The sequence below is a fragment of the Pseudomonas chlororaphis subsp. piscium genome (genome assembly GCF_003850345.1).
Lineage (GTDB): Bacteria > Pseudomonadota > Gammaproteobacteria > Pseudomonadales > Pseudomonadaceae > Aquipseudomonas > Aquipseudomonas piscium.
In genome coordinates, this window is the sequence record NZ_CP027707.1 from 4,564,927 (window position 1) to 4,588,947 (window position 24,021).

Sequence of the window (24,021 nt, forward strand, 5' to 3'; positions counted from 1 at the left end):
CCATGAAGGTCTACAGCACTTCCCCCTTCCCCATCGCACAGATGGTCCAGGACTTCATTGCGGATGGCTTCGTCGCATTGATCTCCTTGACCAGCGAGCAACGCCGCGTCGGCGGACAGATTGCACAGCAATTGCGGACGCTTGGTTATGAGCCGATCAATAGAGAAGCCAAAACGCCGAACTGGGTTCACTTCGTTTATGACCCTGAGCGGCTCGACTCGGCGAAAGCCGAGAGCATCGCAATCACTCTCGACCCGGAGTCCTGAATGGCTATCCTGCATACCCAGCTCAACCCCCGTTCGGCGGAGTTCGTCGCCAACAGTGAAGCGATGCTCAAACAGGTCGACGCCCTGCATACCCTGCTCGCCCAGGTCCAGCAAGGCGGTGGCGCCAAGGCCCAGGAACGGCACACCTCGCGCGGCAAACTGCTGCCGCGCGAGCGCATCAATCGTCTGCTCGACCCGGGCTCGCCCTTCCTCGAGGTCAGCCAACTGGCAGCGTACGAGGTGTATGGCGAAGACGTGCCGGCCGCAGGGGTGATTGCCGGCATCGGCCGGGTGGAAGGCGTCGAATGCATGATCGTGGCCAACGACGCCACGGTGAAAGGCGGCTCCTACTACCCGCTGACCGTGAAAAAACACCTGCGCGCCCAGACCATCGCCCAGCAGAACCGCCTGCCCTGCATCTATCTGGTGGACTCCGGCGGCGCCAACCTACCGCGCCAGGACGAGGTGTTCCCCGACCGCGAGCACTTCGGGCGGATCTTCTTCAACCAGGCCAACATGAGCGCCCAGGGCATCCCGCAGATCGCCGTGGTCATGGGCTCCTGCACCGCCGGCGGGGCCTACGTGCCGGCCATGGCCGACGAAGCGATCATGGTCCGCGAACAGGCCACCATCTTCCTCGCCGGCCCGCCGCTGGTGAAGGCCGCCACCGGCGAAGTGGTCAGTGCCGAAGACCTCGGCGGCGCCGATGTGCACTGCAAGATCTCCGGTGTCGCCGACCACTACGCCGACAGCGACGAACACGCCCTGGCCCTGGCCCGGCGCAGCATCGCCAACCTCAACTGGCGCAAGCAGGGCGAGCTGCAGCAACGCACGCCGATCGCCCCGCTGTATGCCAGCGATGAGCTGTACGGGGTGATTCCGGCGGACGCCAAGCAACCCTTCGATGTCCGCGAAGTCATCGCGCGTCTGGTGGACGGTTCGGTCTTCGATGAGTTCAAGGCGCTGTTCGGCACCACCCTGGTGTGCGGCTTCGCTCACCTGCATGGCTACCCGATCGCCATCCTCGCCAACAACGGCATCCTCTTCGCCGAGGCCGCGCAGAAAGGCGCGCACTTTATCGAACTGGCCTGCCAGCGCGGCATCCCGCTGCTGTTCCTGCAGAACATCACCGGCTTCATGGTCGGGCAGAAATACGAAGCCGGCGGCATCGCCAAGCACGGCGCCAAGCTGGTGACCGCGGTGGCTTGCGCCAAGGTGCCGAAGTTCACGGTGATCATCGGCGGCAGCTTCGGCGCCGGTAACTACGGCATGTGCGGTCGCGCCTACGACCCACGTTTCCTGTGGATGTGGCCCAACGCGCGGATTGGCGTGATGGGCGCCGAGCAGGCCGCCGGGGTGCTGGTGCAGGTCAAGCGCGAGCAGGCCGAACGTGGCGGGCAGCCATTCAGCGCCGCCCAGGAAGCCGAGATCAAGCAGCCGATCCTCGATCAGTACGAGCATCAGGGCCATCCGTATTACTCCAGCGCCCGGCTGTGGGACGACGGCGTCATCGACCCGGCGCAGACCCGCGACGTCCTGGCGCTGGCCTTGTCCGCGTCCCTCAACGCCCCTATCGAACAGAGCCGCTTCGGCGTGTTCCGCATGTGACCCGGAGCGAAACCGACATGAACGACTTCAACACCCTGGAACTGCTGAAGGACCCGCGTGGTTTCGCCACCCTGTGGCTCAGCCGTGAAGAAAAGAACAACGCCTTCAACGCCGAAATGATCCGTGAGTTGATCCTCGCCCTGGATCAGGTGCAAAGCGATCCGGCCCTGCGCTTTTTGCTGGTACGCGGCCGTGGCAAGCACTTTAGCGCCGGCGCCGACCTGGCCTGGATGCAGCAGTCGGCCGAACTCGACTACCACACCAACCTCGACGACGCCCGCGAGCTGGCCGAGCTGATGTACAACCTGGCCAAGCTGAAGATCCCGACCCTGGCCGTGGTACAAGGCGCGGCCTTTGGTGGTGCCCTGGGCCTGATCAGTTGCTGCGACATGGCGATCGGCGCCGACGACGCGCAGTTCTGCCTCTCGGAAGTCCGCATCGGCCTGGCCCCGGCAGTGATCAGCCCGTTCGTGGTGCAGGCCATCGGCGAACGCGCGGCGCGCCGCTACGCCCTGACCGCCGAACGTTTCAGCGGCCAGCGGGCCCGGGAAATCGGTCTGCTGTCGGAAAGTTACCCGACGGCCGAACTGGAACAACAGGTGGCGTCGTGGATCGACAACCTGCTGCTCAACAGCCCGTGCGCCATGCGCGCCAGCAAGGACCTGCTGCGCGAAGTCGGCAACGGCGCCCTGACCCCGGCCCTGCGTCGCTACTGCGAGAACGCCATTGCCCGCATCCGCGTCAGCCCCGAAGGCCAGGAAGGCCTGCGCGCCTTTCTGCAAAAACGCCCGCCCAGCTGGCAGCCCGCCCCGACCACCAAGGAGCCGCGTTGATGAGCGCCCCTGTCCTGACCACCCTGCTGGTGGCCAACCGCGGCGAGATCGCCTGCCGCGTGATGCGCACCGCCAAGGCCCTGGGCCTGACCACCGTGGCCGTGCACAGCGCCACCGACCGTGACGCCCGCCACAGCCGCGAAGCCGACCTGCGCGTCGACCTGGGCGGCAGCAAGGCCGCCGACAGCTACCTGCAGATCGACAAACTGATCGCCGCCGCCAAGGCCAGCGGTGCCCAGGCGATTCACCCCGGCTACGGCTTTCTGTCGGAAAACGCCAATTTCGCCCGCGCCATCGAAGCCGCCGGCCTGATCTTCCTCGGCCCGCCGGCGTCGGCCATCGACGCCATGGGCAGCAAGTCGGCGGCCAAGGCGCTGATGGAAACCGCCGGCGTGCCCCTGGTCCCCGGTTACCACGGCGAAGCCCAGGACCTGGAAACCTTCCGCGTCGCCGCCGAACGCGTCGGCTACCCGGTGCTGCTCAAGGCCACCGCCGGCGGTGGCGGCAAGGGCATGAAAGTGGTGGAGAACGTCAGCCAGCTGGCCGAAGCCCTGGCCTCGGCCCAGCGTGAAGCGCAGTCGTCCTTCGGCGACTCGCGGATGCTGGTGGAAAAGTACGTGCTCAAGCCGCGCCACGTAGAGATCCAGGTGTTCGCCGACCAGCACGGCAACTGCCTGTACCTCAACGAACGCGATTGCTCGATCCAGCGGCGCCACCAGAAAGTCGTCGAAGAAGCCCCGGCCCCTGGCCTGAGCGTCGAACAGCGCAAGGCCATGGGCGAAGCCGCGGTACGCGCGGCCCAGGCCATCGGTTACGTCGGCGCCGGCACCGTGGAGTTCCTGCTGGACGCCCGCGGCGAATTCTTCTTCATGGAAATGAACACTCGCCTGCAAGTGGAGCACCCGGTCACCGAAGCCATCACCGGGCTGGACCTGGTGGCCTGGCAAATCCGCGTGGCCCAGGGCGAAGCGCTGCCGATCACCCAGGATCAGGTGCCGCTGATCGGGCATGCGATCGAAGTGCGGCTGTACGCCGAGGACCCGGGCAACGACTTCCTCCCGGCCACCGGGCGCCTGGCGCTGTACCGCGAATCGGCGGCGGGTCCAGGGCGGCGGGTGGACAGCGGCGTCGAGGAAGGCGACAGCGTGTCGCCGTTCTACGACCCGATGCTCGGCAAGCTGATCGCCTGGGGCGAGGACCGCGAGCAGGCGCGTTTACGCCTGCTGGGCATGCTCGACGAGTTCGCCATTGGTGGGCTGAAGACCAACCTGGCGTTCCTGCGACGCATCATCGCCCACCCGGCCTTCGCCGCCGCCGAGCTGGATACCGGCTTTATCCCGCGCTATCAGGATCAGTTGCTGCCACCGGCCACCGCCTTGAGCGACGAGTTCTGGCAGGCCGCCGCCCAGGCGTTCGCCCAGAGCCAGCCGGACCAGCTGCGTACCGACGACCGTCATTCCCCCTGGGCCAAGGCCAGTGGCCTGCGCATCGGCCTGCCGCGGGAAACCGTGCTGCACCTCGACTGCGAGGGCCAGGACCGGGCGATCAAGCTGGACACCAACAACGCCGCCATCGCCTTGCACGGCGAACAGCTGTCGATCGAACACAAGGGCCTGCGCCAGCAGCACCGGGCGATTCGCCAGGGCAACAGCCTGTACCTGCAGTGGCAGGGCGAGATGCACCGCGTCACGGCCTACGACCCGATTGCCGCGGTGGAGGCCAGCCACAGTCATCATGGCGGCCTGACCGCGCCCATGAACGGCAGCATCGTGCGGGTTCTGGTGCAGGCCGGGCAGAGTGTCGAAGCCGGCGCGCAACTGGTGGTCCTGGAAGCGATGAAGATGGAACACAGCATCCGCGCCCCCCAAGCCGGGGTGGTCAAGGCGCTGTATTGCCAGGAAGGCGAGATGGTCAGTGAGGGAAGTGCCCTGGTGGAGCTGGAATAAGCTCCTGAGGCAGAAGATCGTTCCCGCAGCTTTGCGGGAACGATCGTATTTTTACGTCAGAATTTCGCAGTGGCCTGCACCACTACACCAATGATCCGACACTCATCGCTATAAAGCGCCTTCGGGTAAGTCGGATTCAGCGGCACCAGATAACGTTGCCCACCCTCTTCCACCAGCTTGCGGAAAATCGCTTCGGTACTGCCCGGGCATTGCACGATCACCAGCTTGCCGGGAACCGCCTCCACCGCCGGATCCACCAGGATCAACATGTCCTGGGCGATGCTCAAGCCGCTCGGAGCAATCATCGCGTCGCCCACCACGACCAGCCAGAAGGCCGAGCCTTCGGCCTGGTAGTCAGAGAGCTCGTAACGCTCGGCGGCGTAGCCCGCGCCACCGGCCTCGCGCACCTCGCCAACGCCCCGCCAGTCGCTGACCGGATAGCGGAAATACGGGTTGTACTTCTGCACCAACGACGGTCCTTCCAGCAGTAACTGGCCCTCGTCATCCACCTGTGGTTTTTCGCGGATCACCAGCGCGACTTCGAGAAAACCCAGGCCGATTTCTTCCAGCACGCGGTTCATGTCTTCGATCTTCGGCTGGCGCCGTTTGCTCAGCCAGTGACCGATGCCGCCTTGGGACATACCCAGGCGCTCCGCGAGCTTTTCTTGCGTGACCTTGCGGTCCTTCATGTTGGATTTAACCAACTCGATCCATTTGTCCATGGCCGGAACAATACGTTGTGTATTTCGGCCCTCAACACACAAGTTGTAGTATTTGAAACCTAGTCACAAATACATTAAGTATTACCATTCCTCAGACCCTCTTATTCCACTTCAAAGGATGGAACCGCTCATGAGCACAACCAGCAAAGACGCGCCAGAACTGGAAGTCGATGTCGGCTTCAACGCCCTCAAGGACAGCGAGGCCGCCCGCCGGGCCATGGACTACTACTTGAAACCGGCTGTTTCAGAATCGGCGCTCGACGAGAAATTCTTCGAGGTCAAGCACAGCATCAGCAGCGAGGAAGCGATGATCCATGCTTCCGACCTGCTGCGGTGCGCCGCGGCCAGCGCCTACGAGGCCGCCGACCACCTGCGGGGCACCCGTCGGGACCTGGCGTTTTCCGTGGTGCACATGATCGACATGGCCAAGGCGCTGGTGGATCGCTCGCTGGACAGCCAGCGCCAGGAATGAGATGCACGGCGGAATTCGCCCACGGTTCATCCGGCCGATGAACAGGGCTGGCAACAGGGACAGGAAATTATTTTCCAAAAGGCGGGGAAAAACATTTGACTTGCAAATGATAATGATTATTATTGCAAGCAACTGGTCGCGAGATCAGTCGATAACCCAAGAGACCTTAGGTCGGACTCCTGGATTATCTCCTCATCAGGCTAATCACGGTTTTTGACCCGGCTTTTTGCCGGGTCTTTTTTTTCTGCCAGTTTTTCTGGCTTGGCTTCAGGCTAATGAAGACTGGGTACCGCTAAATTGGCGGCGATGATAGCAAAAGAATGCCTCATTGCAAGCCGACGCCCGCCGCAACGGCTCGCAAATGTAAAAACAGCGCTTGAGAATCAATCGCATAGCTTCTAAGCTGCTTTCGCGTCAAGGACGACGCCCCCCTCTCCCGCGGAAATTACCCCCGGTAATTCCCTGCCTTGCTAAAGTAACGGCCATAAAAAATCCTGTTCAGGAATCGACCATGACCGTGGCTCAAAGCTCGTTTCAAATCTCTGCCAATTTCGACAGCGGCAATATCGAAGTACTGGATACCAGCAACCCCTCGCAAGTCCTGCTGGCGATCAAGCCCGACACTCGCAGCGCGCATTTCCAGTGGTTCCACTTCAAGGCCAGCGGCCTGCATGTCGGCCAGGAACACTGGTTCCGCCTGAGCAATGCCAGCAAATCTTCGTACAACAAGGCCTGGAGCGGCTATCAGGCAGTGGCGTCCTACGATCACGTCAACTGGTTCCGCGTGCCGACGATTTTTGAAGGCGACACCCTGCGCTTCTGCCTGGAAGCCACCCAGACCCACGCCTGGTTCGCCTACTTCGAACCCTACAGCCGCGGCCGGCATGACTGGCTGATCGAGCAGGCGCTGAACAAGGCCGGCGCCGAACTGCTGGCCACCGGCAAAAGCGTCGAGGGCCGTGACATCCAGCTGCTGCGCAAAGGCAGCGGCGGCGAAGGCCGGCGCAAGGTCTGGATCATCGCCCAGCAGCACCCTGGCGAGCACATGGCCGAATGGTTCATGGAGGGGGTGATCGAGCGCCTGCAGCATCGCGACGACGCCGAACTGAACCGACTGCTGGCCAGCGCCGACCTGTACCTGGTGCCGAACATGAACCCCGACGGCGCCTTCCACGGCCACTTGCGCACCAACGCCATGGGCCAGGACCTGAACCGCGCCTGGCAGAGCGCCAGCCAGGAGTTCAGCCCGGAAGTGCTGTTCGTCCAGCAGCAGATGGAGCAGTACGGCGTCGACCTGTTCCTCGACGTGCACGGCGACGAGGAGATCCCCCACGTGTTCACCGCCGGCTGCGAAGGCAACCCGAGCTACACGCCGCGCCTGGCCAAGCTCGAGGAGCATTTCCGCAGCCACCTGAAACACAAGACCCGGGACTTCCAGACCACCCACGGCTACACCAGGGACAAGCCCGGCGAAGCCAACATGACCCTGGCCTGCAACAGCGTCGGCGAGAAGTTCGATTGCCTGTCGCTGACCCTGGAAATGCCGTTCAAGGACCACGACGACAACCCCAACCCACTCACCGGCTGGTCGGGCAAACGCTCGATGCAACTGGGCAAGGACGTCCTCAGCACCGTGGCCGACATGGTCGGCATCCTGCGCTGATCCTGCTGCGCTGGCCGCGGCTCGTACCGCGGCCAGCGCCTATTGCACCGGCACCCGCCGGCAATCCTCGGGCCCGAGCAAGCGCCCGTCCGCCGAACGCAATTCCAACGGGCGCAGCGGCAGCCCCTGCTCGCGGTCGACCATCAGCGAATGCGCTTCCCCCGCCTCATAGAAATACGCCTCGCCCCACTGCCGTAGACCGATGATCAGGTTGAACAGGCCGTTGCCCTTCTGCGTCAGCACGTACTCCTGATAGGCACTGCCGTCCGACGCCGGCAGCACTTCGAAGATGCCGTGGGCCACCAGGGTCCGCAGGCGGGCGGCGAGGATGTTCTTGGCCATCCCCAAATTGCGCTGGAACTCGCTGAAACGGCGGATGCCGTCGAAGGCATCGCGAATGATCAGCAGCGACCACCAGTCGCCGATAGCGTCCAGCGAACGGGCCACCGGGCATTCGGCGCCCTCCAGGCTTGTGCGTTTGACCATGATGCAGACTCGCGACAGGAAAGTGGTTGCAATATAAAACCAGCCTCTCTACCGTACAACTGGTTTCATAAAGCAACCATGACTCACGGAGCCGAGCATGACAGCCGCAATCGCCCCTTTGCCATCCGCCACCATTCCTGCGTCGGTGGTGCTGCTCTTTGCCATTGCCTGCGGGTTGGCGGTGGGCAATGTCTATTACGCCCAACCCCTGCTCGACGCCATGGCCCATAGCCTGGACATGCCGCGAGCGACCATCGGCCTGGTCATCACCCTGACCCAGGTCGGTTATGGCCTCGGCCTGCTGTTCCTGGTGCCGCTGGGCGACCTGCTGAACCGGCGGCGTCTGATCGTCGGCCAGATGAGCTTGTCGGTCGTTGCCCTGTTGATGGTGGCGCTGGCGGCGGACAGCACCTGGCTGTTGCTGGGCATGGCCCTGACCGGGCTGCTCGCGGTGGTGACCCAGGTACTGGTGGCCTATGCCGCGAACCTGGCCGCGCCGGGCGAACGTGGCCGGGTGGTGGGTAGCGTGACCAGTGGCATCGTGCTCGGGATCCTGCTGGCGCGCACGGTGTCGGGAACCATGGCCGACCTGGCCGGCTGGCGTTCGGTGTACCTGCTGTCGGCCGGGCTGACCCTGCTGATGGCGCTGCTGTTGTGGCGGGTGCTGCCCAAGGTCGAGCAACCGGCGGCAATGCACAGCTACGGCCAGCTGATCCGCTCGCTGTTCGGCCTATTCCGCGAGGAGAAGGTCCTGCGCGACCGAGCGGTGCTGGCGATGCTGATCTTCGGCGCCGGCACCGTGCTGTGGACCCCGTTGGTGCTGCCCCTGAGCGCCCCGCCGCTGTCGCTGTCCCATACCGAGATCGGTCTGTTCGGCCTCGCCGGCGCCGCCGGGGCCCTGGGCGCCTCGCGCGCCGGACGCCTGGCCGACCGTGGCCTGGGACAGTGGACCAGCGGCCTGGCGCTGAGCCTGATGCTGGCCTCCTGGTTGCCGATCGCCTACGCCCAATCGTCGCTCTGGGCCCTGTTGCTGGGGGTGATCGTCTTCGACCTGGGTTTGCAGGCGGTGCATGTCACCAGCCAGAGCCTGATCTACAGCACCCGCCCCGAGGCCCAGAGCCGCCTGGCCGCGGGCTACATGCTGTTCTACTCGATCGGCAGCGCCAGCGGTTCGATCGGCGCCACCGCCATGTACGCCTGGGCCGGCTGGACCGGGGTGTGCCTGCTGGGCGCCGCGATCAATGGCGTGGCGCTGCTGTACTGGCTGTGGAGCCTGAACCCGCGCAAAGCCCTGGTGTGTGCCGGTTGAGACAGGGCCGGTGCGATCCCTTTCGAGCGCACCGCCCTCCCCTCAGTCCTTGCCGCGCAGCATGCTCTCCAGCACCCCGTCGCGGCGTACCCAGCCATGGAATAGCGCCGCCGCCAGATGCAGCAGTACCGTCAGGAACAGCAGGTAGGCGAGAAAACCGTGGGTCTTGCGCAGCCAGGCGAACAGCTGGGCATTGGCCGGCAGGATCGACGGCAATTGCAGCGAGCTGCCGAGCATCACCGGGTCGCCCGCCGCCGAAATCATCGCCCAGCCCAGCAGCGGCAGGATCAGCATCAGCGCGTACAACAGCACGTGGGAGGCCTTGGCCGCCAACGCCTGCCAGCCCGGCAGATCCGCCGGCAACGGCGGTTGCCGGGTGGTAAAGCGCACGAACAGGCGCACGATCACCAGCAGCAAAATGGCAATGCCCAACGGCTTGTGCAGGTGGATCAGCCACTCATGGCGCTCGGACACCGAGGCCACCATGCCGGCGCCGATAAACAGCATGGCAATGATCATCAGCGCCATCAGCCAGTGCAGCAGGCGCGCCAGTGGCGCGAAGTGGTTCGGTTGGGCGCTCATGGGCGGGACTCCTGGGCAGCGCGGGGCAATTGGTCGACTTCACTGGTACGGCGCAGATAGGAGCTGGCGTAGGCCGCCGAACGGGCCGCCAGCAGCGGATCGTCGGAGGCGGCAATGCCACTCGGCAGCACCAGCGGGTCGTAGTTGATGTCGCGGCATTCGCCATCGTTCTGCGGCTGGCTGCGCTCCAGCACCAGGGTCCCGGCATTCAGCACCTTGCGCTCGCTGGGCCAGGCCTTGCTGGCGTCGTCGGTCGGGTCGCCCGGGTTGGCCAGGGTGATGTTCAAGCGCCAGCGCAACGGTCCCGCGGCCAGGCGTTGCACCAGGTCTTTTTCCAGGAAGTCGTTACCCTCAGGCACTACCGCGCCGGGCGCGTCCTGGGTCAGCGGCACCACGCCCCAGCGCACCGCCTGGCGTTGCCCGCTGGCGCTCACCAGGTAAAACGCGTTGATGCCGTTGTAGGTCTCGGTGGCATAGCTGGCCGAAGGCTTGGCGCCCTTGATCCATTGCAGGAACGGCATGGCTTCCGGGTGGGCAGCGAAAAATGCCGGCACGCTGGCCGGGTTCGGCTTGCCGGTCGCCGGGTCTGGCGAACTGGCCTGCTGCAACTGGTAAAACGCCTCGGGGGTGCCCACCGGGAACACCGGCATGCTGTTCATCCCGGTGCGCCATTGCTGGCCGTTGGCCTGGGTGAAACGCAGGGCCAGGCTGCGGATCGACACGCTGCCGTCAGGCGCATAGGGGTTGCCGGCCGGCAAGGCAAAACGCCCGACCACCGGGGTCCGCGCTTCATTAAACACCTGGGCGCTAGAATAGCTGCGAGCCTCGCCGCTGCTCTCGAAATAACCGGCCACGCACACGCCCTTGGCGTGGTTGCGACGAAAGCCCGGATGCACGCCGTTGTTTTTCTCCAGCACATCCACCAGGGCCTTGGGGGTCAGGCGCTGCGGATCGAAAGTGCCGTGCACATAGGCCATGGCGCCGGCCAGGCCCGCGACCACCAGGGCGATCCCGGCCAGACGCAGGCTCAGGCTGGCCGCGCTCAAGGGGGGACGATCAGGGGGTGATGGACGATCTACCATGAATATCTCCAGGGCCGCGGGCCACAGGTGGAAAGGACAGGTCAGACGAACCCCGGCAGCGGTTATTCCCTGGCCCGCTATTTATTTTTCGAGCCAGGGAATAACCTGCGTTGCCGGGCGTCTGGCGCAAGTGTGCTGTTGCAAGCGTAGCGACTGGCCAACGACCCGCAGGACCCCATGAACGATATCGACGAACAGCTGCGTGAAATCATCCCCCGGTTGCGGCGCTTCGCCCTGTCCCTGAGCCGCCAGCCCAGCAGCGCCGACGACCTGGTGCAGGCGTGCCTGGAACGGGCACTGTCGAGCTGGAGCGAAAAACGCCCCGAGGGCGATCTGCGGGCCTGGCTGTTCGCCATTCTCTACCGGCAGTTTCTCGACGCGCACCGCCGCTCACGGCGTTATGCGCGCATGCTGGAATTCTTCACCGGGCGCGACGACGCCCAGCCCTCGGTGGAACGCAGCGTAGTCGCGCAATCGACCCTGGAAGCCTTCGACCGCCTGCCCGCCGAGCAGCGCGCCCTGCTGCTCTGGGTCTCGGTGGAAGGCCTGAGCTACAAGGAAGTCGCCACTATCCTCGACGTGCCCACCGGCACCGTGATGTCCCGCCTGTCCCGGGCGCGCCAGGCCCTGCGCCAGCTCAGCGACGGCGAAATCAGCAGCCCTTCTTTGCGGATACTCAAATGATCAGCCTGCCCCCCAGCGAACGCGACTTGCACGCCTACGTCGATCATCAGCTCAGCGAGAGCGACCGGCGCCTGCTGGAAAGCTACCTGAGCAGCCACCCGCAGCTCGCCGCCCAAGTCCAGGCCTGGCAACAGGACGCCCAGCAGCTGCGCGCGGCCCTCGGCGGCGCCCTGCGGCAACCGATCAACCCCAACCTCGACCCGACGCTGATTCGCCAGCGCCTCAAGCGCCAGTCGCGCCGCCAGCTGGCCAGCGCCGCGCTGCTGTTGATCGCCCTCGGCGTCGGCGGCCTGAGTGGCTGGCAGGCCCGGGAAATGACCCTGGCCAATGCTCCGCTGCCGATGACCGACGCCCTGCAGGCCTACCGCCTGTTCGCCCAGCAAGGCGTCCTCCCGGCCGACCTCAAGGTCCAGGGCAACGGCGCCATGCAGGCCTGGCTCGACCGCTACTTCAGCCAGGCCGAGCGCCTGCCGGACCTGCGCGAGGCCGGCTTCCAGGCGGTCAGCGGGCGCCTGCTGAGCACCGATCAAGGGCCGGCGGCGATGGTGCTGTACGAGGACCGGAACGGGCACCGGATCAGCTTCTATATCCGCCCGCCGGGACCGAAGAACTACCTGCTGCCCCGGGGCAGCCGCAGCGATGGCGAATTGCATGCCGACTACTGGTCCGACAGCGGCTACAACTACGCCATGGTCAGCCCGAGCGGCTCGGCGGTGGCGCAGCGGCTGCAGAACACCCAGAAATTTTGAGCCACAGCGCCCGCACCCCGTGGGCCAGCCTTGAAACCGTCAAAGGTCCTTCGGACCTATCGCAGCCTGCGATCGGCAGCGCAGCGGCCGCAGGATATCCAGAACACCGCCGGGGCCTGAGACCAGCACACTATGAGCCGTAACCCTGCGCCCCATAGCTTGTCTCCCCCGCCTAGAACCCCACATCCAGCACCACGTTGTCGATATAGGTCCCCGCCGGCGGCGTGGCCTGGTCGGTGTAGATCCTGGCGTTGTAGTTGAACACCTGGCTGCCGGTGCCCAGGCCGTTGCCCGGGTTCACCTCGGCATCGGAACTGGCCCGCCGCGCCGCACCCACGCTGCCCCAGCGGGTGGTGCCGGCGCTCTTGAAGATGTCGTAGGCCAGGTAATTGCTCCCCGAGATCATCCGCCGCCGCCCGCCGACGCTGACGGCATGCTGGCCATCGTCCAGGCCCACGGTGTAGGCACTGCCCTTGGTACAGGCGAGGTTGATGGTCTGCCCGCTGACAGTGGCGAAGGCGCTGATCACCGGCGCGCTGCCGAAGCTGATGTTGGGCGCGGTGATCACACAATCGTTACTCACCGTCATGTTGACCGTCAGGCTGGCGACGCCGCTGCCGATATCGCGCCCCAGGCATACGCCCAGTGCACCGATCCCCGCGCAGTAGTTCCAGCTCCAGGCAATGCTCAGGGTCTCGGTGTAGATGCCGGCGGCCACGTTGCTGCCGGTGATGCTGCCCAGGTAGACCGGAATGGCCTTGGCCACGGTCGGGCTGCCCAGCAACCCCAGGGCGTCGACAATCGAGTTGCGCGCAAAGTCGAACTGCACGCCACGGGTGATGGGGTAGTTGGTGCTGTTGTCGCCGTAGATCGTATAGCCGATGACATCGCCGGTGGGGCCCAGCAACCCGCTCTGCGAGGAGGTGATGGTGGCGTAGAAATGGTCGTTGCTGGCCATCAGGGACGCCAACGAGCCGGTACAGGCCAGGCCGGCGTTAGTGCTGGAAGCGGACTGCGTGGTGGTGCGCACCAGGATCGAACTGAGGGTGCCGAAACTCGCCGGCGAGGTACTGACCACCGAACACAGGGCAAAAGCCTGGCCCGACAACAGGAGTGCCATCAACAACAGCCCTCGCCCCCAATTGCGACACAACCTGTCCATGTTCACCGCCTCCCGATTCCGTTCATGAATCCTCACTGACACACCAGCGGCCCGATCAGCGGCACCTGTTCCTGCTCCGGCTCCAGGGCAAAGCTCACCTGGCAGCTGCCGCCGTCGGCCAGGCTGACCCGCAGGTTGTTGTTCGGCGCCAGGTTTTCCAGGTACACCAGGCCATCCCAGCCCACCACCGCCTGGGCGCCGCTCTGCTCGTGGGTCACCAGGCTGCCCAGGGGCAGTTCCCGGTGCCGGGCGTCCACCAGGACCAGGCTAGCGGCGACGATGCGGGTCAAGGGGAACTCCACCAGGTAGCCGCTGCCACGACGCACCGCGACCCGCTGCTCGACCAGCGGGCTCTGCACGTTGGCCGGCAGGTTCAGCGGGTCGATCTCGTATTTGCCGCGGTAATAGGCGCTGCTCCAGGGCACCAGCAGATGGCCGTTCTTATCGGTGCTTCCTACCAGCTGGTTTTCGTAGCGCACCGGAATATCCCGGTAGCCGTCGGTGCTGACCACAACGAAGGCGTCGTCGATGCGGTTGGCGGCGAACACCTGATGGTCCATCCACACCAGCGAACCGCTGGCATCGGCCCAGCGCGTTTCGGCCTCGCTGGAGCCATAGACCCCGGCCTGCAATTGCACCGACTGCAAACGCCAGGTCAGGTCGGCTTGGCGGTAGTCCGGCGTATCACCCTGGGCATATCCGAGATTGAAACCGACGCCGCCCTCGCTGGGCACCGCCCGGCTGTAGTTGACCCGCTGCCGGCTCTGCCCGTCCTTGCTGCGCTCGCTGCTCAGGCTGAGGCTGCCGTGGAGGTCGAACGGAATCACCAGCTGGGCCTGGACCGCCCAGTTGCTGTCGCCGATCTCACGGTTGGCCGACAGGTAGAAACTGCTGCTGCGCCACAGCGGTTTGCTCCAGGTCAGGTTGAGCAGGCGCGTGCGCGAATCGTCCGTGGCGCGCACATCGAAATAACCGACACCGAGGCTGCCGTAGCGCTCGAGGTTGAGGCTCAGGGTCAGTTGCTCACTGCGCTGGCTGAGGCTGGCGTAGGGGCTGTCCACCACCGTCAGGTCGGCGTAGCCATCGCGGCGCTGCATGCGCTGGTAGGACAGGCTGTAGCGCTGGCTGCTGTACTGGTAACCGAGGCTCACCTGCTGCCCGCCCTGGCCGTCGAAGCGGCTCTGGCTGATGGCGCTGTTGAGCACGCCGAAGTTGCCCAGGCGCAGGTTGCCGCCAAAGCCGCCGAGGGTCAGGGACTCTGCGGCTTCGGCGTGGCCTTCCAGGGTCAGATTATCGCTCAGGCCGTAGCGCAGGCTGCCGGAAGTGACGCCGGGGCCGTAGCTGAAATCCTTTAGCGTGTAGTCGCGGCGCAGGGTCCCGGCGGCCACCGAGAAATCGCTCAGGCCTTTTTGCAGCAGGCTGCTGGTGACGTAGAACGGCACGGTGGTGGACACCTGTCGCCCCAGGGCATCGGTGGTCACCACCACCGCCTCGCCGGCACCGTTGATGAACGGGATATTGGTCAGGGTGTAGGGCCCCGGCTGCAGGTCGGCGCTGCTGGATTTGTAGCCGTTGATAAACAGGTCCACCGAGGACGGCACCGCCGCCTCCCCGGCGAACTGTGGCAAGGGGTAGGTCACCAGGTCCGGGCGCACGGCAAAATCGCGGGACAGTTGCACGCCGCCCAGGCGCACCGCGTTGCTCCAGGGCAAGGCGCCGCTGACCAGGTCGCCGGCCTCGTAGGTCAGCAGGCGTTCGTCGTCGGAGTAGCGCCAGGTCGTGTCGTAGCGCCGGTAGCCGTTGTTCAGCGTGCCTTCGCCGAGGTCGGAAAAGGTCCGCCGATACTGGCCGGTGTTGGACAGGGTGCCCCAGCTGTCGAACAGCCGTACCTCGTTCCAGGCGGCCAGGTAGGTGCCGGCATCGTCGGTGTTGTTGAGGTACAGATCGTAATTGAGCAAGGCGCCGAAACTGCTCAGCGCCGGGGTTCGAGGATAGGCCTGGCGGCTGCCGATCAGTTGCTCCGGCAGCCAGTCCGGCGGCACATCCAGCAACAGGCGCTGGCCCTGGCTGTCATAGTCGCTGTGCAGCCCTTGCAGGCTGTCGAGGGCGACCTGCGCGTCGAGCCCCTCGGGCAATTTCATCCCGGTTTCACGCAAGGCCTGGGCCGGTACGAACAGGCGCCCGGCACGTTGCTCGACAGCGATCACTCGCCCGGTATTCATCTGATTGACCACCAGTTCCAGGAACAGCTGGGCATCGCTGATCGCGTCCATGCCGCTGGGCGGCGGCGGCAGTTCGCCACCCAGGCTGGCGGAGGCGAACACCCAGCAACACAGCCCGCTCACCGCCCACCCCGGGCGCCAGAAACGACGAGCTGCGCCGAGGCTCATTGTGGCTTTTCGTCCATCGATGGAGACCTTTCTTCCATGGCCAGCCGTGGTTCCCGTTATCGCTCAGCCTGAGTCGCCGATCGGCGGGCAGCCGCGCAACCCTGCCGGCTCACGGCGGTGGGTGGCCTCAGCGGGCCGGCGCAACGCTCTGCACCTGCGGCGCGCCATTGACCCGCACCTGCAACGCCGCGTCCGCGGTGGGCGCAGCCGGCACCGGCCAACGCATGATCGCCCCCGGCAGCACGTAGCCGAGCAGCCCCTCCACCAGCGGCCGGGTCTGCCCCGCCTGCTTGAAGGCCACGTCGGTCAGGCGCGCATGCACCGCGCCCTGGTTGCGTACCTCCAGGTAATTGCGCCCGTCCACCGCCACCTTGCGCCAGCTCAGCTCGGGCACGCCGGCGCCTTTCGGATCACGCTGGCGGGTGCTGTCTTCCTTGCTCCAGAGCCCGGCACCGTAGGCGAACAGCGGCACCGAATAGCGCATCTGGAAACGGATCGCCGCCGCCGTCTTGCCCTCGCTGTCGGCGATCGGCGGCTGGGCCGAGGGGATTTCATCGATGATGATCCGGTAGGCCAGCTCCTGGCCGGGCGGAACTTCGCGGGTGCGGGTCAGGCGTACCAGTTGCTTCTGCCCGGGCGCGATCTTCGCCACCGGCGGGCTGCCGATCACGTCCCGCTGGTTCTGGTACTGGTCCTCGAAGCCGTTCTGGCTCCAGGCAAAGACCCGGATCTGCAGGTTCGCGGTTTCCGTGCCGCGGTTCTCCAGCCACAAGGCGCTGGCCTGCTGGTCGGCCTCCAGCACCGGGTCGATCGGCCAGATCAGCACCGAACTGGCGGCCCTGGCCTGGGTCACCCCGAGCAATGCCATGGCCAGCACGGCACAACCAACGACCTGCAACCGCCGGGAAGTCGAATACATACCGCTACTCCTTATGGTCTTGCTCCATCACCACGACAGCTGCACCTGCAGCACATCGCTGTACGTCCCCCCAGGCTGGTTGCCCGGTAATTGCACCTGGCCGTAGATCGGCAGGCTGATGTTGTTCGCGTCGCTGTAGGCCACCGCCACGCTCTGGCCGATGCCCAGGCTCTGGCTGAACGCCGCGTCGCGAAACAGCTGATAAGCCACCCGCGCACTGCCGCCATTGAGCTGCATGTGCCGTCCGCTGCTGTTGTACTGGCCGCCGTCGACACTCATGTTCAGGGTCACCCCCGGCGTGCATTGCAGTTGCACACTGCTCGCCAGGGCGACCTGCAGCGTGCTGGTGGACAACGCCGACTGGCTGCCGAAGTTCAGGCTGCCGTAATTGCTCACCCCACCCACCACCAGGCACCCGGCGACCACCGTGGCGCTGACCTGGAAGCTCTGGCTGGTCACCGCCGCCAGGGGCAGCGGCAGGCTGCTGGCACCGAGCAGCACCAGCGCCGCGCACGCGTGACGGGCCATGGCGTCAGAAGGTCAGTTCGACGGCGATGGTGTCGGTGTAGGTGCCCGCCGGCAGACCGGCCTTGCCGACCGCCTTGCCGTAGATATTCACGGTCTGTGCCACGCCGGTGCTGGTGGCCAGGTTGATGACATCGTCGACGGCCAGGAGCTGCGAGTGGCCGGAGTCGGTGTACAAGTCGTAAGGCACGAAATTGCCACTGCCGTCGGCCAGGGCCCGGGTGCCACCGGCGGACTGGCCGTCATGGGCGCCCGCGCGGACTTTCACCACCGGGCTGGTGCCGCTGGAACAGAGGATCGACAAGGCGCCGCCGCCCCCGCCGAGCACCTGGGCCGAGGCCTGGGTGAACAGGCTGTCGGTGGTGCCGAAGTTCAGGGCGCCGAAGTTCAGGCCGCTGCTGCCGCCCGCGCCGTTGACCTGGCAACTGCTGGTGAGAATCAGGCTGGATGTGATCTGGCCGGTGACCGTCGTGGCCTGGGCCACGGAAAACATGGCCAGTCCAAGCAGCGACAGGGCGATCCGGGATACAAGCATGTGCATGACATTCGTCCTCTTGGGGTTTACCAATCCAGCGTCACCGTCAGGGTGTCGGTATAGACCCCTGCCGGCAGCGCGTGGGTATTCGCGACCACCGAGCCAAACACCGGGATCGGTATCTGGGCCCCACTGGTAACGGCGAAATTGCGTTGTTGACCGATGCTGTAGCTGTCGCTGCCGGAGGCATCGAGGAACAGCCGATAGGCAATGGTCTGGCGGCCATTGCTCAGGCGGCGGGTGCCGCCGTCGCCATTCAGGCCACCGTCGATGGTCACGGTGAAACCGGTCACCGAAGGGTTGCAGGCCACCCCCAGGCGCCCGCTGCTACTACCGCTGACGTTGGCCCTCAGGGGCGCGTTCCAGGTCGGGCCATGCTGGCCGAAATCCAGCAGGCCGAAGTCCTCGACCGGACTCTCGGGCGTGCGGGTCGCGCCATTGGTCACTTCACAGCCGGCGATGATGGTCAGCCGCGCGTGGATCTGCCCGCTGATCGCCGCTTGTGTGTCGTCAGCCAGCAGTAGCAACGAACCCAGGGCCGCCAGCGCCCAGTTGCTGATCCTCATCGCCGCCATCCTAGATCCATCGGCTCTCTCCCCTTGCCCAGCCTCGGTGCGCGGCCACTACCAGGTAACCGTCACTTTCAGCAGATCGGAATAACGGCTGACCCGCGGGATCTCGGCCAGCGGTTCGATCCGCCCGTACAGCGGCAGGTCCACCGAACCCGAGTCCGGCACCCGGCCGCTCACCGGCACGTTCACCGGCAGCGGAATGCGCCGGGCCGCGTCCTGGTACAGGCGATAGGGAATGGGCTTGCTGTGTTCGGCACTGCTGGCCAGGTAACGCACTTCGCCGACGCCCCCGTGTTGCCCGCCGTCGACGCGCAATTGATAAGGGGTATCCGGATTGCATTCGAGCCTGGGCAGGCGGGCATCGAGCAACGCCGCGCTGAGGGGGCCGGCGGGGTTGTCGAGACGCGGGCTGCTGCCGAAATCCAGCACGCCCAGCTGCTCGATGCCGGCATCGCGCTGCTGTCCCACCAGCTGGCAGCCACGCTGCACGTTGACCCGGACCTCCACCTGGAGCTCCACGGCCCATGCCGTCGCGCTGAGCAGCATGCTCATGACTGCGAAAACCAGCTTGCCATTCAACGCCTCAATCCTTTTGAGGAACGATAGGTACAGCTCAGGTTAGTCAGCACCGGGGAAATCGCCAGCAGCGGTGGCGAATTGCCCTACCTTAAACCACCCCCACTGAGCGCCCGGCGCACCCTTGTTGAGCACAGTGACACGGGCAAAAAGCTGTACCGACCAGAGCTTTTCGTAGAACCAACCAGCGCCTTCAGACAGCGCTGGATGCCGGGCCGGGGATTGGTTAAATTACCGCGCCGGTTCCAGGGGGGGAGCGGGCCTGGAACAATCGGGGTGACACCATTGGCCGCTTTACCGCCAAACCGCTCGCTACGCCCATCGCGCTGGCCCAGGCTGCGCGCGTTCTTCGGCAAGGCCTTCGCCCGGCCCGCTGCCAGTACCAGCCATGGCCGGGTGATTCACGAGTATTTCCGGCACAAGGCCCACGACCAGGGTTACACCCTGAGCCACAGCCAGCAGCGGGTGATCGACTACATGGCCCAGCAGGCCAACGCCCTGCTCCAGCCAGGCGCCAGGCCACACGCCAGCCGCAGCCTGTACCTCCATGGCGCGGTGGGACGGGGCAAGAGCTGGCTGCTGGACGGTTTCTTCCGCGCCATCCCGCTGGCGGAAAAACAGCGCCTGCACTTCCACGATTTCTTCGCCCAGCTGCATCAGGGTATGTTCCGTCACCGCGAGCAGCCCGACGCCCTGGAGGCCACCCTCGACGAACTGCTCAGCCACTGCCGCGTGCTGTGCTTCGACGAGTTCCACGTCCACGACATCGGCGATGCGATGCTGATCACGCGGCTGTTCAAGGCCCTGTTCCAGCGCGGCATACTGCTGCTGGTGACCTCCAACTATGCCCCCCAGGGCTTGCTGCCCAATCCGCTCTACCACGCGCGCTTCAAACCGGTGATCGACCTGATCGCCAGCCGCATGCAGGTGATGGAGGTCGGCGGCCCCCACGACTACCGCAGCCAGCCCCGCAGCCATTCGCAGCAGGTATTCACCCAGGGTCGTTACCTCTGGCCCGGCAGCGAGCAGCAGCGCCAGAGCCTGGGCCTGGGCCTGCCGCGGCGCAACGGTCCGACCTCGGCGCTGATGGTCGGCGCGCGCCAGCTCCAGGTCCGGCTGTGCGAACAGCGTAGCGTGGGTTTTGCCTTCAGTGACCTGTGCGAACAGCCGACCGCGGTCATGGACTACCTGGAACTAAGCCGGCGTTTCGACCACTGGATCATCGACGAGCTGCCCGAACTGGGCGAATGCCCGATCGCCGTGCAGCAGCGCTTTATCAACCTGATCGACGTGCTGTACGACCAGGACAAGCACCTGACCCTGATCGGCGAACGCTCCCTGCGCGAGAGCCTGGGCGGCAACGCCATCGACCTGGCGCGCACCCGCAGCCGCCTGGGCCAGTTGCAGGAAATCAGCGCGGATACGCCGCTACCCTGAACCGGCGTTCGCCACCCGCCGCCCCGCGCCGCTATCATGGCGGCCATTTCCAGGGCCGCGCGCCCTCCTCCTGCCTGAGTGTCGAATCTGTTCATGGATACCCTTGCCCAACTGCGAGCCGGTCAATTGGCCGGGCTCAAGCGTCTGGACCTGTCTTGCGGGCTGACCGAGTTTCCCCGGGAAATCTTTGACCTGGCGGACTCGCTGGAAGTGCTCAACCTCAGTGGCAATGCCCTGAGCAGCCTGCCGGACGACCTGCACCGCCTGACCCGCCTGCGGGTGCTGTTCTGCTCCGATAACCACTTCACGCAAATGCCGGCCTGCGTCGGCCAGTGTGCGCAGCTGAGCATGATCGGCTTCAAGGCCAACCGGATCGAGCGGGTGCCCGCCGCCGCCCTGCCGCCCCTGTTGCGCTGGCTGATCCTCACCGACAACCGCATCGAGGAGCTGCCGGACGAACTGGGCCAGCGCCCGCACCTGCAAAAGCTGATGCTCTCCGGCAACCGCCTGACCCGGCTGCCCCAGAGCCTCGGCCAATGCCACCAGCTGGAGCTGATCCGCATCGCCGCCAACCACCTCAGCGAGTTGCCAGCCTTCCTGCTGGGCCTGCCGCGCCTGACTTGGCTGGCCTATGCCGGCAACCCGCTGGAGTCCGAGGCCGACGCGGCGGCGCTGGAGTCGGTGGCGCAGATTCCCTGGGCTGAACTGGAGTTGCAGCAGCGCCTGGGCGAAGGCGCCTCGGGGGTGATTCACCAGGCCCGCTGGCAGCGCCCCGGACAGGCGCCAAGCGAGGTGGCGGTCAAGCTGTACAAGGGCAGCATGACCAGCGACGGCTCGCCGCTGCATGAAATGAACGCCTGCATCAGCGCCGGCCGGCACCCGAACCTGATCCGGGTCGAAGGCCGGATCAGCGATCATCCCCAGGGGCAGAACGGCCTGGTGATGCAGTTGATCGAGCCGAGCTACCGCAACCTGGCGGCCTTGCCGAGCCTGGCCTCCTGCACCCGGGATATCTACGACGAGAACATCCGTTTCAGCGCCGACGCGGCCTTGCGCATGGCCCGCGGCATCGCTTCGGTCGGCGCGCACCTGCACCGCCAGGGCATCACCCACGGCGACCTGTACGGCCATAACATTCTGTGGAACCCACAGGGCGAGTGCCTGCTGGGGGATTTTGGCGCGGCGTCCTTCCATGCGCTGGCCGATACCGAGGAAACCCGGGGCCTGCAACGCATCGAAGTACGGGCCTTCGGCATTCTGCTGGAGGAGTTGCTGGAAAGAATCGAGTCGGGCCTGAGCCCGCGGCAGCGTGAACGCCTGCAGGCGCTGGTCAGCGACTGCTGTCAGCCGCAGGTGCTGGCGCGGCCGGGGTTTGCCGAAGTCGGGGACGTGTTGCGGGGGATTTGAAGAGCATCGCCAGCCAGTTCGTTCCTGCTGGAACTCGCCGGCTGGCGCAAGAATCGCTCAGGTAACGCGATTCACCGGGCCGGGCTTAACCCGCCAGGCCGACGAACATGTCCTGCACGTCGTCATGGTTGTCCAGGCCTTCGAGGAAAGCTTCGACTTCCGCCATCTGCTCGTCGGACAGGCCGCTGACCGGGTTCTTCGGCTGGTAGCCCAGCTTGGCCGAGAGCACGGTGAAGCCTTGCTCGGGCAGGGCTTTCTGCACCGCGTCGAGGTCCGCAGGCTCGGTCAGGAACAGGGTCGCGCCCTCTTCGCCCGGCTCGAAATCCTGGGCCCCGGCTTCGATGGCCGCCAGTTCCGGATCGGCGTCCGGGCTGTCCGGCGCGGCTTCGATCATGCCGACATGGTTGAAGTCCCAGGACACCGAACCCGAAGCGCCCAGCTGGCCCTTGCGGAAGGCCACGCGGATTTCCGCGACGGTGCGGTTGATGTTGTCAGTCACGCATTCGACGATCAGCGGCACCTGGTGCGGCGCGAAACCTTCGTAGGTCACGCGGTGGTACTGCACGGTCTCGCCGAGCTGGCCCGAACCTTTCTTGATCGCACGCTCCAGGGTCTCGCGGGGCATCGAGGCCTTTTTCGCCTGCTCCACCACCAGACGCAGGTGTGCGTTGGTGGCGACGTCAGCGCCGTTGCGGGCAGCAATGGTGATCTCTTTGACCAGCTTGCCGAAGATCTTGCCCTTGGCGTTGGCTGCTGCTTCTTTGTGTTTAACCTTCCACTGTGCGCCCATTACTCACTCTCTTTGATCTGTGGCGTCGAGTTGGATTTGGCCGACGCGATGGGCAAGTTTATACGGCCTGAAGGCACCAATCGACCAAAAAGTCAGATCCGCGACCACCTGTCCCGCCCTTCAGCCCTTGTCGGCCATGCCCGCCGTCGCCGCGACGAGGGCCAGGCGCATGTCGCATCGACTGCGCACGGGAACCCTGTTTGCCCAAAGTGGCGACCATTCTCGATAGGCTGCGCGACCGCCCGGCTCGTTCCCTGTAGTCGCTGCCGCAGGCCGCGATCGGCTCCGCAGGAGACGTGCTCTTGAGATCGCCGAAGGCCTTCGGCCTTATCGCAGCCTGCGGCAGCGGCTACAGGTTCAGCGCAATCCGAAGTATCAACTGGTGGGCGCCAGCCCCAGGAAGGCCTGGATCAAGCGCAATTCCCGACGCCGCTCCAGGCAGCCGAGCATGTGCCGGTTCAGCAGCCCCTCGCCGATGATCGGCAGCGCCCGCACCCGCGGGTCCGGGCTGAGTTCCAGCGATGACACCACGCCCACCCCCAACTGCGCCGCCACCGCCTCGGTCACCGCTTCGCGGCTGTCCAGTTCCAGCAGCACCTTGGGGTGGACCCCGGCCTGGGTGCAGGCCGCGTCAAAGGTGCGACGGGTAATCGAGCTGGGTTCGCGCAGGACCATGATCACCTGGTCCAGTCGCTCCAGCCGCACGCCCTCGGGCTCGGCCAGCCAGGGATGGCCTTGCGGCACAAGAGCACAGATCCGCGACTCGCCGAGGCTCTGCAGATGCAGGCCCTTGCGCGGTTCGACCTCGGTCAGCACCGCCACATCGGCGTGCTCCGAAAGCAGGGCCGCCAGGGTTTCCTGGGCATTGCCCAGGCGCAGGTTGACGGTAATCCCCGGATAGCGTTCGCGCAGGCTGGCGAGCATCGGCATCACCAAGTGCGGGCCATCGGCCGCCACTTCCAGGCGCCCGGTGAGCAACTGCCGGTTGGCTTCGAGCATGGCCTGGGCCTCTTCGGCCAGGCCGAACATGGCGCGGGTGATCGCCGCCAACTTGGTGCCCTCTTCCGTCAGCTCGACCCGGCGCGCGGTGCGACGCAGCAGGGTGATCTGGTAGTGCTCCTCCAGCGCCTTGATATGCCCGGTGACCGCCGGCTGGCTGATGAACAGCCGGGCGGCGGCGCGGGTGAAGCTGCCTTCACGGGCCACGGCATCGAATGCGCGGAGTTGGAACAGGTTCATATCTATCGGCCTCACTTATGGCTGGCATAACAACAAACAATTTGATTGATAGCGAGCCAAACTGCAA

At 65.6% G+C, this 24,021-nt stretch carries 24 protein-coding genes; 11 read left to right on the forward strand and 13 right to left on the reverse strand.

The window, feature by feature from the left end:
* Positions 1 to 2: 2 nt before the first annotated feature.
* From C4K38_RS20515 to C4K38_RS20530, 4 genes are read left to right on the forward strand one after another with little or no spacing between them, the layout of a single operon-like run.
* Positions 3 to 266 carry a hypothetical protein gene (locus C4K38_RS20515; protein WP_053279932.1) on the forward strand — a complete coding sequence of 88 codons (264 nt, stop codon included), beginning with the start codon at positions 3 to 5 and terminating at the stop codon, positions 264 to 266.
* A complete protein-coding gene (locus tag C4K38_RS20520) occupies positions 267 to 1,874 on the forward strand; it encodes a carboxyl transferase domain-containing protein (RefSeq protein WP_053279933.1) in 1,608 nt (535 codons plus the stop codon).
* A 17-nt stretch (positions 1,875 to 1,891) separates the two neighbouring features.
* Positions 1,892 to 2,707 carry a gamma-carboxygeranoyl-CoA hydratase gene (locus C4K38_RS20525; RefSeq protein WP_025804742.1) on the forward strand — a complete coding sequence of 272 codons (816 nt, stop codon included), beginning with the start codon at positions 1,892 to 1,894 and terminating at the stop codon, positions 2,705 to 2,707.
* Positions 2,707 to 4,653 (forward strand): acetyl/propionyl/methylcrotonyl-CoA carboxylase subunit alpha, encoded by a 1,947-nt coding sequence (locus C4K38_RS20530; RefSeq protein WP_053279934.1) that lies wholly within the window; start codon positions 2,707 to 2,709, stop codon positions 4,651 to 4,653. The genes C4K38_RS20525 and C4K38_RS20530 overlap by 1 nt, the downstream gene beginning before the upstream one ends.
* Positions 4,654 to 4,709: 56 nt before the next feature.
* On the opposite strand, the gene C4K38_RS20535 is transcribed toward C4K38_RS20530, so the two are convergent.
* Positions 4,710 to 5,375: a LexA family protein gene (locus C4K38_RS20535; protein ID WP_025804745.1), complete on the reverse strand. Its 666-nt coding sequence runs from the start codon at positions 5,373 to 5,375 to the stop codon at positions 4,710 to 4,712.
* A 130-nt stretch (positions 5,376 to 5,505) separates the two neighbouring features.
* Between C4K38_RS20535 and C4K38_RS20540 the strand changes: the two genes are divergently transcribed.
* Both C4K38_RS20540 and C4K38_RS20545 read left to right on the forward strand, forming a co-directional pair.
* A complete protein-coding gene (locus C4K38_RS20540) occupies positions 5,506 to 5,847 on the forward strand; it encodes a DUF6124 family protein (protein WP_053279935.1) in 342 nt (113 codons plus the stop codon).
* A gap of 511 nt (positions 5,848 to 6,358) precedes the next feature.
* On the forward strand, positions 6,359 to 7,510 hold the full coding sequence (locus C4K38_RS20545; RefSeq protein ID WP_053279936.1) for a M14 family metallopeptidase: 1,152 nt from the start codon (positions 6,359 to 6,361) through the stop codon (positions 7,508 to 7,510).
* A 39-nt stretch (positions 7,511 to 7,549) separates the two neighbouring features.
* Here the strand turns inward: C4K38_RS20545 and C4K38_RS20550 are convergent, their stop codons facing one another.
* Complete coding sequence (locus C4K38_RS20550; RefSeq protein WP_053279937.1) at positions 7,550 to 7,996, reverse strand: winged helix-turn-helix transcriptional regulator; 447 nt, start codon at positions 7,994 to 7,996, stop codon at positions 7,550 to 7,552.
* Positions 7,997 to 8,093: 97 nt separating this feature from the next.
* Between C4K38_RS20550 and C4K38_RS20555 the strand changes: the two genes are divergently transcribed.
* The gene (locus tag C4K38_RS20555; protein WP_053279938.1) at positions 8,094 to 9,305 is read left to right on the forward strand and encodes an MFS transporter; all 1,212 of its coding nucleotides are present in this window, start codon (positions 8,094 to 8,096) and stop codon (positions 9,303 to 9,305) included.
* Between the two features lie 42 nt (positions 9,306 to 9,347).
* On the opposite strand, the gene C4K38_RS20560 is transcribed toward C4K38_RS20555, so the two are convergent.
* Together C4K38_RS20560 and C4K38_RS20565 are read right to left on the reverse strand one after the other, a co-directional pair.
* A complete protein-coding gene (locus C4K38_RS20560) occupies positions 9,348 to 9,887 on the reverse strand; it encodes a cytochrome b (RefSeq protein WP_053279939.1) in 540 nt (179 codons plus the stop codon).
* Complete coding sequence (locus tag C4K38_RS20565; protein WP_053279940.1) at positions 9,884 to 10,969, reverse strand: catalase family peroxidase; 1,086 nt, start codon at positions 10,967 to 10,969, stop codon at positions 9,884 to 9,886. Before C4K38_RS20565 ends, C4K38_RS20560 begins: the two co-directional genes overlap by 4 nt.
* 177 nt (positions 10,970 to 11,146) lie before the next feature.
* On the opposite strand from C4K38_RS20565, the gene C4K38_RS20570 reads away from it, so the two are divergent.
* Together C4K38_RS20570 and C4K38_RS20575 are read left to right on the forward strand one after the other, a co-directional pair.
* Positions 11,147 to 11,653: an RNA polymerase sigma factor gene (locus C4K38_RS20570; RefSeq protein WP_025804753.1), complete on the forward strand. Its 507-nt coding sequence runs from the start codon at positions 11,147 to 11,149 to the stop codon at positions 11,651 to 11,653.
* The gene (locus tag C4K38_RS20575) at positions 11,650 to 12,402 is read left to right on the forward strand and encodes an anti-sigma factor family protein (protein WP_053279941.1); all 753 of its coding nucleotides are present in this window, start codon (positions 11,650 to 11,652) and stop codon (positions 12,400 to 12,402) included. Before C4K38_RS20570 ends, C4K38_RS20575 begins: the two co-directional genes overlap by 4 nt.
* Positions 12,403 to 12,574: 172 nt before the next feature.
* Here C4K38_RS20575 and C4K38_RS20580 read toward each other — a convergent pair whose 3' ends face one another.
* The 7 genes from C4K38_RS20580 to C4K38_RS20610 form a co-directional block, all read right to left on the reverse strand.
* Positions 12,575 to 13,564 (reverse strand): Csu type fimbrial protein, encoded by a 990-nt coding sequence (locus C4K38_RS20580; RefSeq protein ID WP_053279942.1) that lies wholly within the window; start codon positions 13,562 to 13,564, stop codon positions 12,575 to 12,577.
* A 32-nt stretch (positions 13,565 to 13,596) separates the two neighbouring features.
* A complete protein-coding gene (locus C4K38_RS20585; protein WP_053279943.1) occupies positions 13,597 to 15,954 on the reverse strand; it encodes a fimbria/pilus outer membrane usher protein in 2,358 nt (785 codons plus the stop codon).
* A gap of 127 nt (positions 15,955 to 16,081) precedes the next feature.
* Positions 16,082 to 16,873 carry a fimbrial biogenesis chaperone gene (locus C4K38_RS20590; protein ID WP_053279944.1) on the reverse strand — a complete coding sequence of 264 codons (792 nt, stop codon included), beginning with the start codon at positions 16,871 to 16,873 and terminating at the stop codon, positions 16,082 to 16,084.
* A 27-nt stretch (positions 16,874 to 16,900) separates the two neighbouring features.
* Complete coding sequence (locus C4K38_RS20595) at positions 16,901 to 17,401, reverse strand: Csu type fimbrial protein (RefSeq protein ID WP_053279945.1); 501 nt, start codon at positions 17,399 to 17,401, stop codon at positions 16,901 to 16,903.
* 4 nt (positions 17,402 to 17,405) lie between these two features.
* Positions 17,406 to 17,939, reverse strand: a complete 534-nt coding sequence (locus C4K38_RS20600) for a Csu type fimbrial protein (RefSeq protein ID WP_053279946.1) — start codon at positions 17,937 to 17,939, stop codon at positions 17,406 to 17,408.
* A gap of 20 nt (positions 17,940 to 17,959) precedes the next feature.
* Positions 17,960 to 18,499, reverse strand: a complete 540-nt coding sequence (locus C4K38_RS20605) for a Csu type fimbrial protein (RefSeq protein ID WP_053280016.1) — start codon at positions 18,497 to 18,499, stop codon at positions 17,960 to 17,962.
* A gap of 57 nt (positions 18,500 to 18,556) precedes the next feature.
* The gene (locus C4K38_RS20610; protein WP_414860353.1) at positions 18,557 to 19,057 is read right to left on the reverse strand and encodes a Csu type fimbrial protein; all 501 of its coding nucleotides are present in this window, start codon (positions 19,055 to 19,057) and stop codon (positions 18,557 to 18,559) included.
* A gap of 309 nt (positions 19,058 to 19,366) precedes the next feature.
* Here C4K38_RS20610 and zapE point away from each other — a divergent pair, with 309 nt between their 5' ends.
* Positions 19,367 to 20,518 carry a cell division protein ZapE gene (zapE, locus tag C4K38_RS20615; RefSeq protein WP_053279948.1) on the forward strand — a complete coding sequence of 384 codons (1,152 nt, stop codon included), beginning with the start codon at positions 19,367 to 19,369 and terminating at the stop codon, positions 20,516 to 20,518.
* A 93-nt stretch (positions 20,519 to 20,611) separates the two neighbouring features.
* Entirely contained in the window at positions 20,612 to 21,925 is a 1,314-nt protein-coding gene (locus C4K38_RS20620) for a leucine-rich repeat-containing protein kinase family protein (protein ID WP_053279949.1), read from the forward strand.
* Positions 21,926 to 22,010: 85 nt separating this feature from the next.
* Here the strand turns inward: C4K38_RS20620 and C4K38_RS20625 are convergent, their stop codons facing one another.
* Positions 22,011 to 22,715, reverse strand: a complete 705-nt coding sequence (locus tag C4K38_RS20625) for a YebC/PmpR family DNA-binding transcriptional regulator (protein WP_025804764.1) — start codon at positions 22,713 to 22,715, stop codon at positions 22,011 to 22,013.
* Positions 22,716 to 23,090: 375 nt separating this feature from the next.
* Complete coding sequence (locus tag C4K38_RS20630; protein WP_053279950.1) at positions 23,091 to 23,954, reverse strand: LysR substrate-binding domain-containing protein; 864 nt, start codon at positions 23,952 to 23,954, stop codon at positions 23,091 to 23,093.
* Between the last annotated feature and the right edge of the window lie 67 nt (positions 23,955 to 24,021).

What these genes read in the sequence shown, in the direction of transcription:
- C4K38_RS20515 (WP_053279932.1), top strand. Translation starts at nt 3, where the DNA reads ATGAAGGTCTACAGCACTTCCCCCTTCCCCATCGCACAGATGGTCCAG.
- C4K38_RS20520 (WP_053279933.1), top strand. Translation starts at nt 267, where the DNA reads ATGGCTATCCTGCATACCCAGCTCAACCCCCGTTCGGCGGAGTTCGTC.
- C4K38_RS20525 (WP_025804742.1), top strand. Translation starts at nt 1,892, where the DNA reads ATGAACGACTTCAACACCCTGGAACTGCTGAAGGACCCGCGTGGTTTC.
- C4K38_RS20530 (WP_053279934.1), top strand. Translation starts at nt 2,707, where the DNA reads ATGAGCGCCCCTGTCCTGACCACCCTGCTGGTGGCCAACCGCGGCGAG.
- C4K38_RS20535 (WP_025804745.1), bottom strand. Translation starts at nt 5,375, where the DNA reads ATGGACAAATGGATCGAGTTGGTTAAATCCAACATGAAGGACCGCAAG.
- C4K38_RS20540 (WP_053279935.1), top strand. Translation starts at nt 5,506, where the DNA reads ATGAGCACAACCAGCAAAGACGCGCCAGAACTGGAAGTCGATGTCGGC.
- C4K38_RS20545 (WP_053279936.1), top strand. Translation starts at nt 6,359, where the DNA reads ATGACCGTGGCTCAAAGCTCGTTTCAAATCTCTGCCAATTTCGACAGC.
- C4K38_RS20550 (WP_053279937.1), bottom strand. Translation starts at nt 7,996, where the DNA reads ATGGTCAAACGCACAAGCCTGGAGGGCGCCGAATGCCCGGTGGCCCGT.
- C4K38_RS20555 (WP_053279938.1), top strand. Translation starts at nt 8,094, where the DNA reads ATGACAGCCGCAATCGCCCCTTTGCCATCCGCCACCATTCCTGCGTCG.
- C4K38_RS20560 (WP_053279939.1), bottom strand. Translation starts at nt 9,887, where the DNA reads ATGAGCGCCCAACCGAACCACTTCGCGCCACTGGCGCGCCTGCTGCAC.
- C4K38_RS20565 (WP_053279940.1), bottom strand. Translation starts at nt 10,969, where the DNA reads ATGGTAGATCGTCCATCACCCCCTGATCGTCCCCCCTTGAGCGCGGCC.
- C4K38_RS20570 (WP_025804753.1), top strand. Translation starts at nt 11,147, where the DNA reads ATGAACGATATCGACGAACAGCTGCGTGAAATCATCCCCCGGTTGCGG.
- C4K38_RS20575 (WP_053279941.1), top strand. Translation starts at nt 11,650, where the DNA reads ATGATCAGCCTGCCCCCCAGCGAACGCGACTTGCACGCCTACGTCGAT.
- C4K38_RS20580 (WP_053279942.1), bottom strand. Translation starts at nt 13,564, where the DNA reads ATGGACAGGTTGTGTCGCAATTGGGGGCGAGGGCTGTTGTTGATGGCA.
- C4K38_RS20585 (WP_053279943.1), bottom strand. Translation starts at nt 15,954, where the DNA reads ATGAGCCTCGGCGCAGCTCGTCGTTTCTGGCGCCCGGGGTGGGCGGTG.
- C4K38_RS20590 (WP_053279944.1), bottom strand. Translation starts at nt 16,873, where the DNA reads ATGTATTCGACTTCCCGGCGGTTGCAGGTCGTTGGTTGTGCCGTGCTG.
- C4K38_RS20595 (WP_053279945.1), bottom strand. Translation starts at nt 17,401, where the DNA reads ATGGCCCGTCACGCGTGCGCGGCGCTGGTGCTGCTCGGTGCCAGCAGC.
- C4K38_RS20600 (WP_053279946.1), bottom strand. Translation starts at nt 17,939, where the DNA reads ATGCACATGCTTGTATCCCGGATCGCCCTGTCGCTGCTTGGACTGGCC.
- C4K38_RS20605 (WP_053280016.1), bottom strand. Translation starts at nt 18,499, where the DNA reads ATGAGGATCAGCAACTGGGCGCTGGCGGCCCTGGGTTCGTTGCTACTG.
- C4K38_RS20610 (WP_414860353.1), bottom strand. Translation starts at nt 19,057, where the DNA reads ATGAGCATGCTGCTCAGCGCGACGGCATGGGCCGTGGAGCTCCAGGTG.
- C4K38_RS20620 (WP_053279949.1), top strand. Translation starts at nt 20,612, where the DNA reads ATGGATACCCTTGCCCAACTGCGAGCCGGTCAATTGGCCGGGCTCAAG.
- C4K38_RS20625 (WP_025804764.1), bottom strand. Translation starts at nt 22,715, where the DNA reads ATGGGCGCACAGTGGAAGGTTAAACACAAAGAAGCAGCAGCCAACGCC.
- C4K38_RS20630 (WP_053279950.1), bottom strand. Translation starts at nt 23,954, where the DNA reads ATGAACCTGTTCCAACTCCGCGCATTCGATGCCGTGGCCCGTGAAGGC.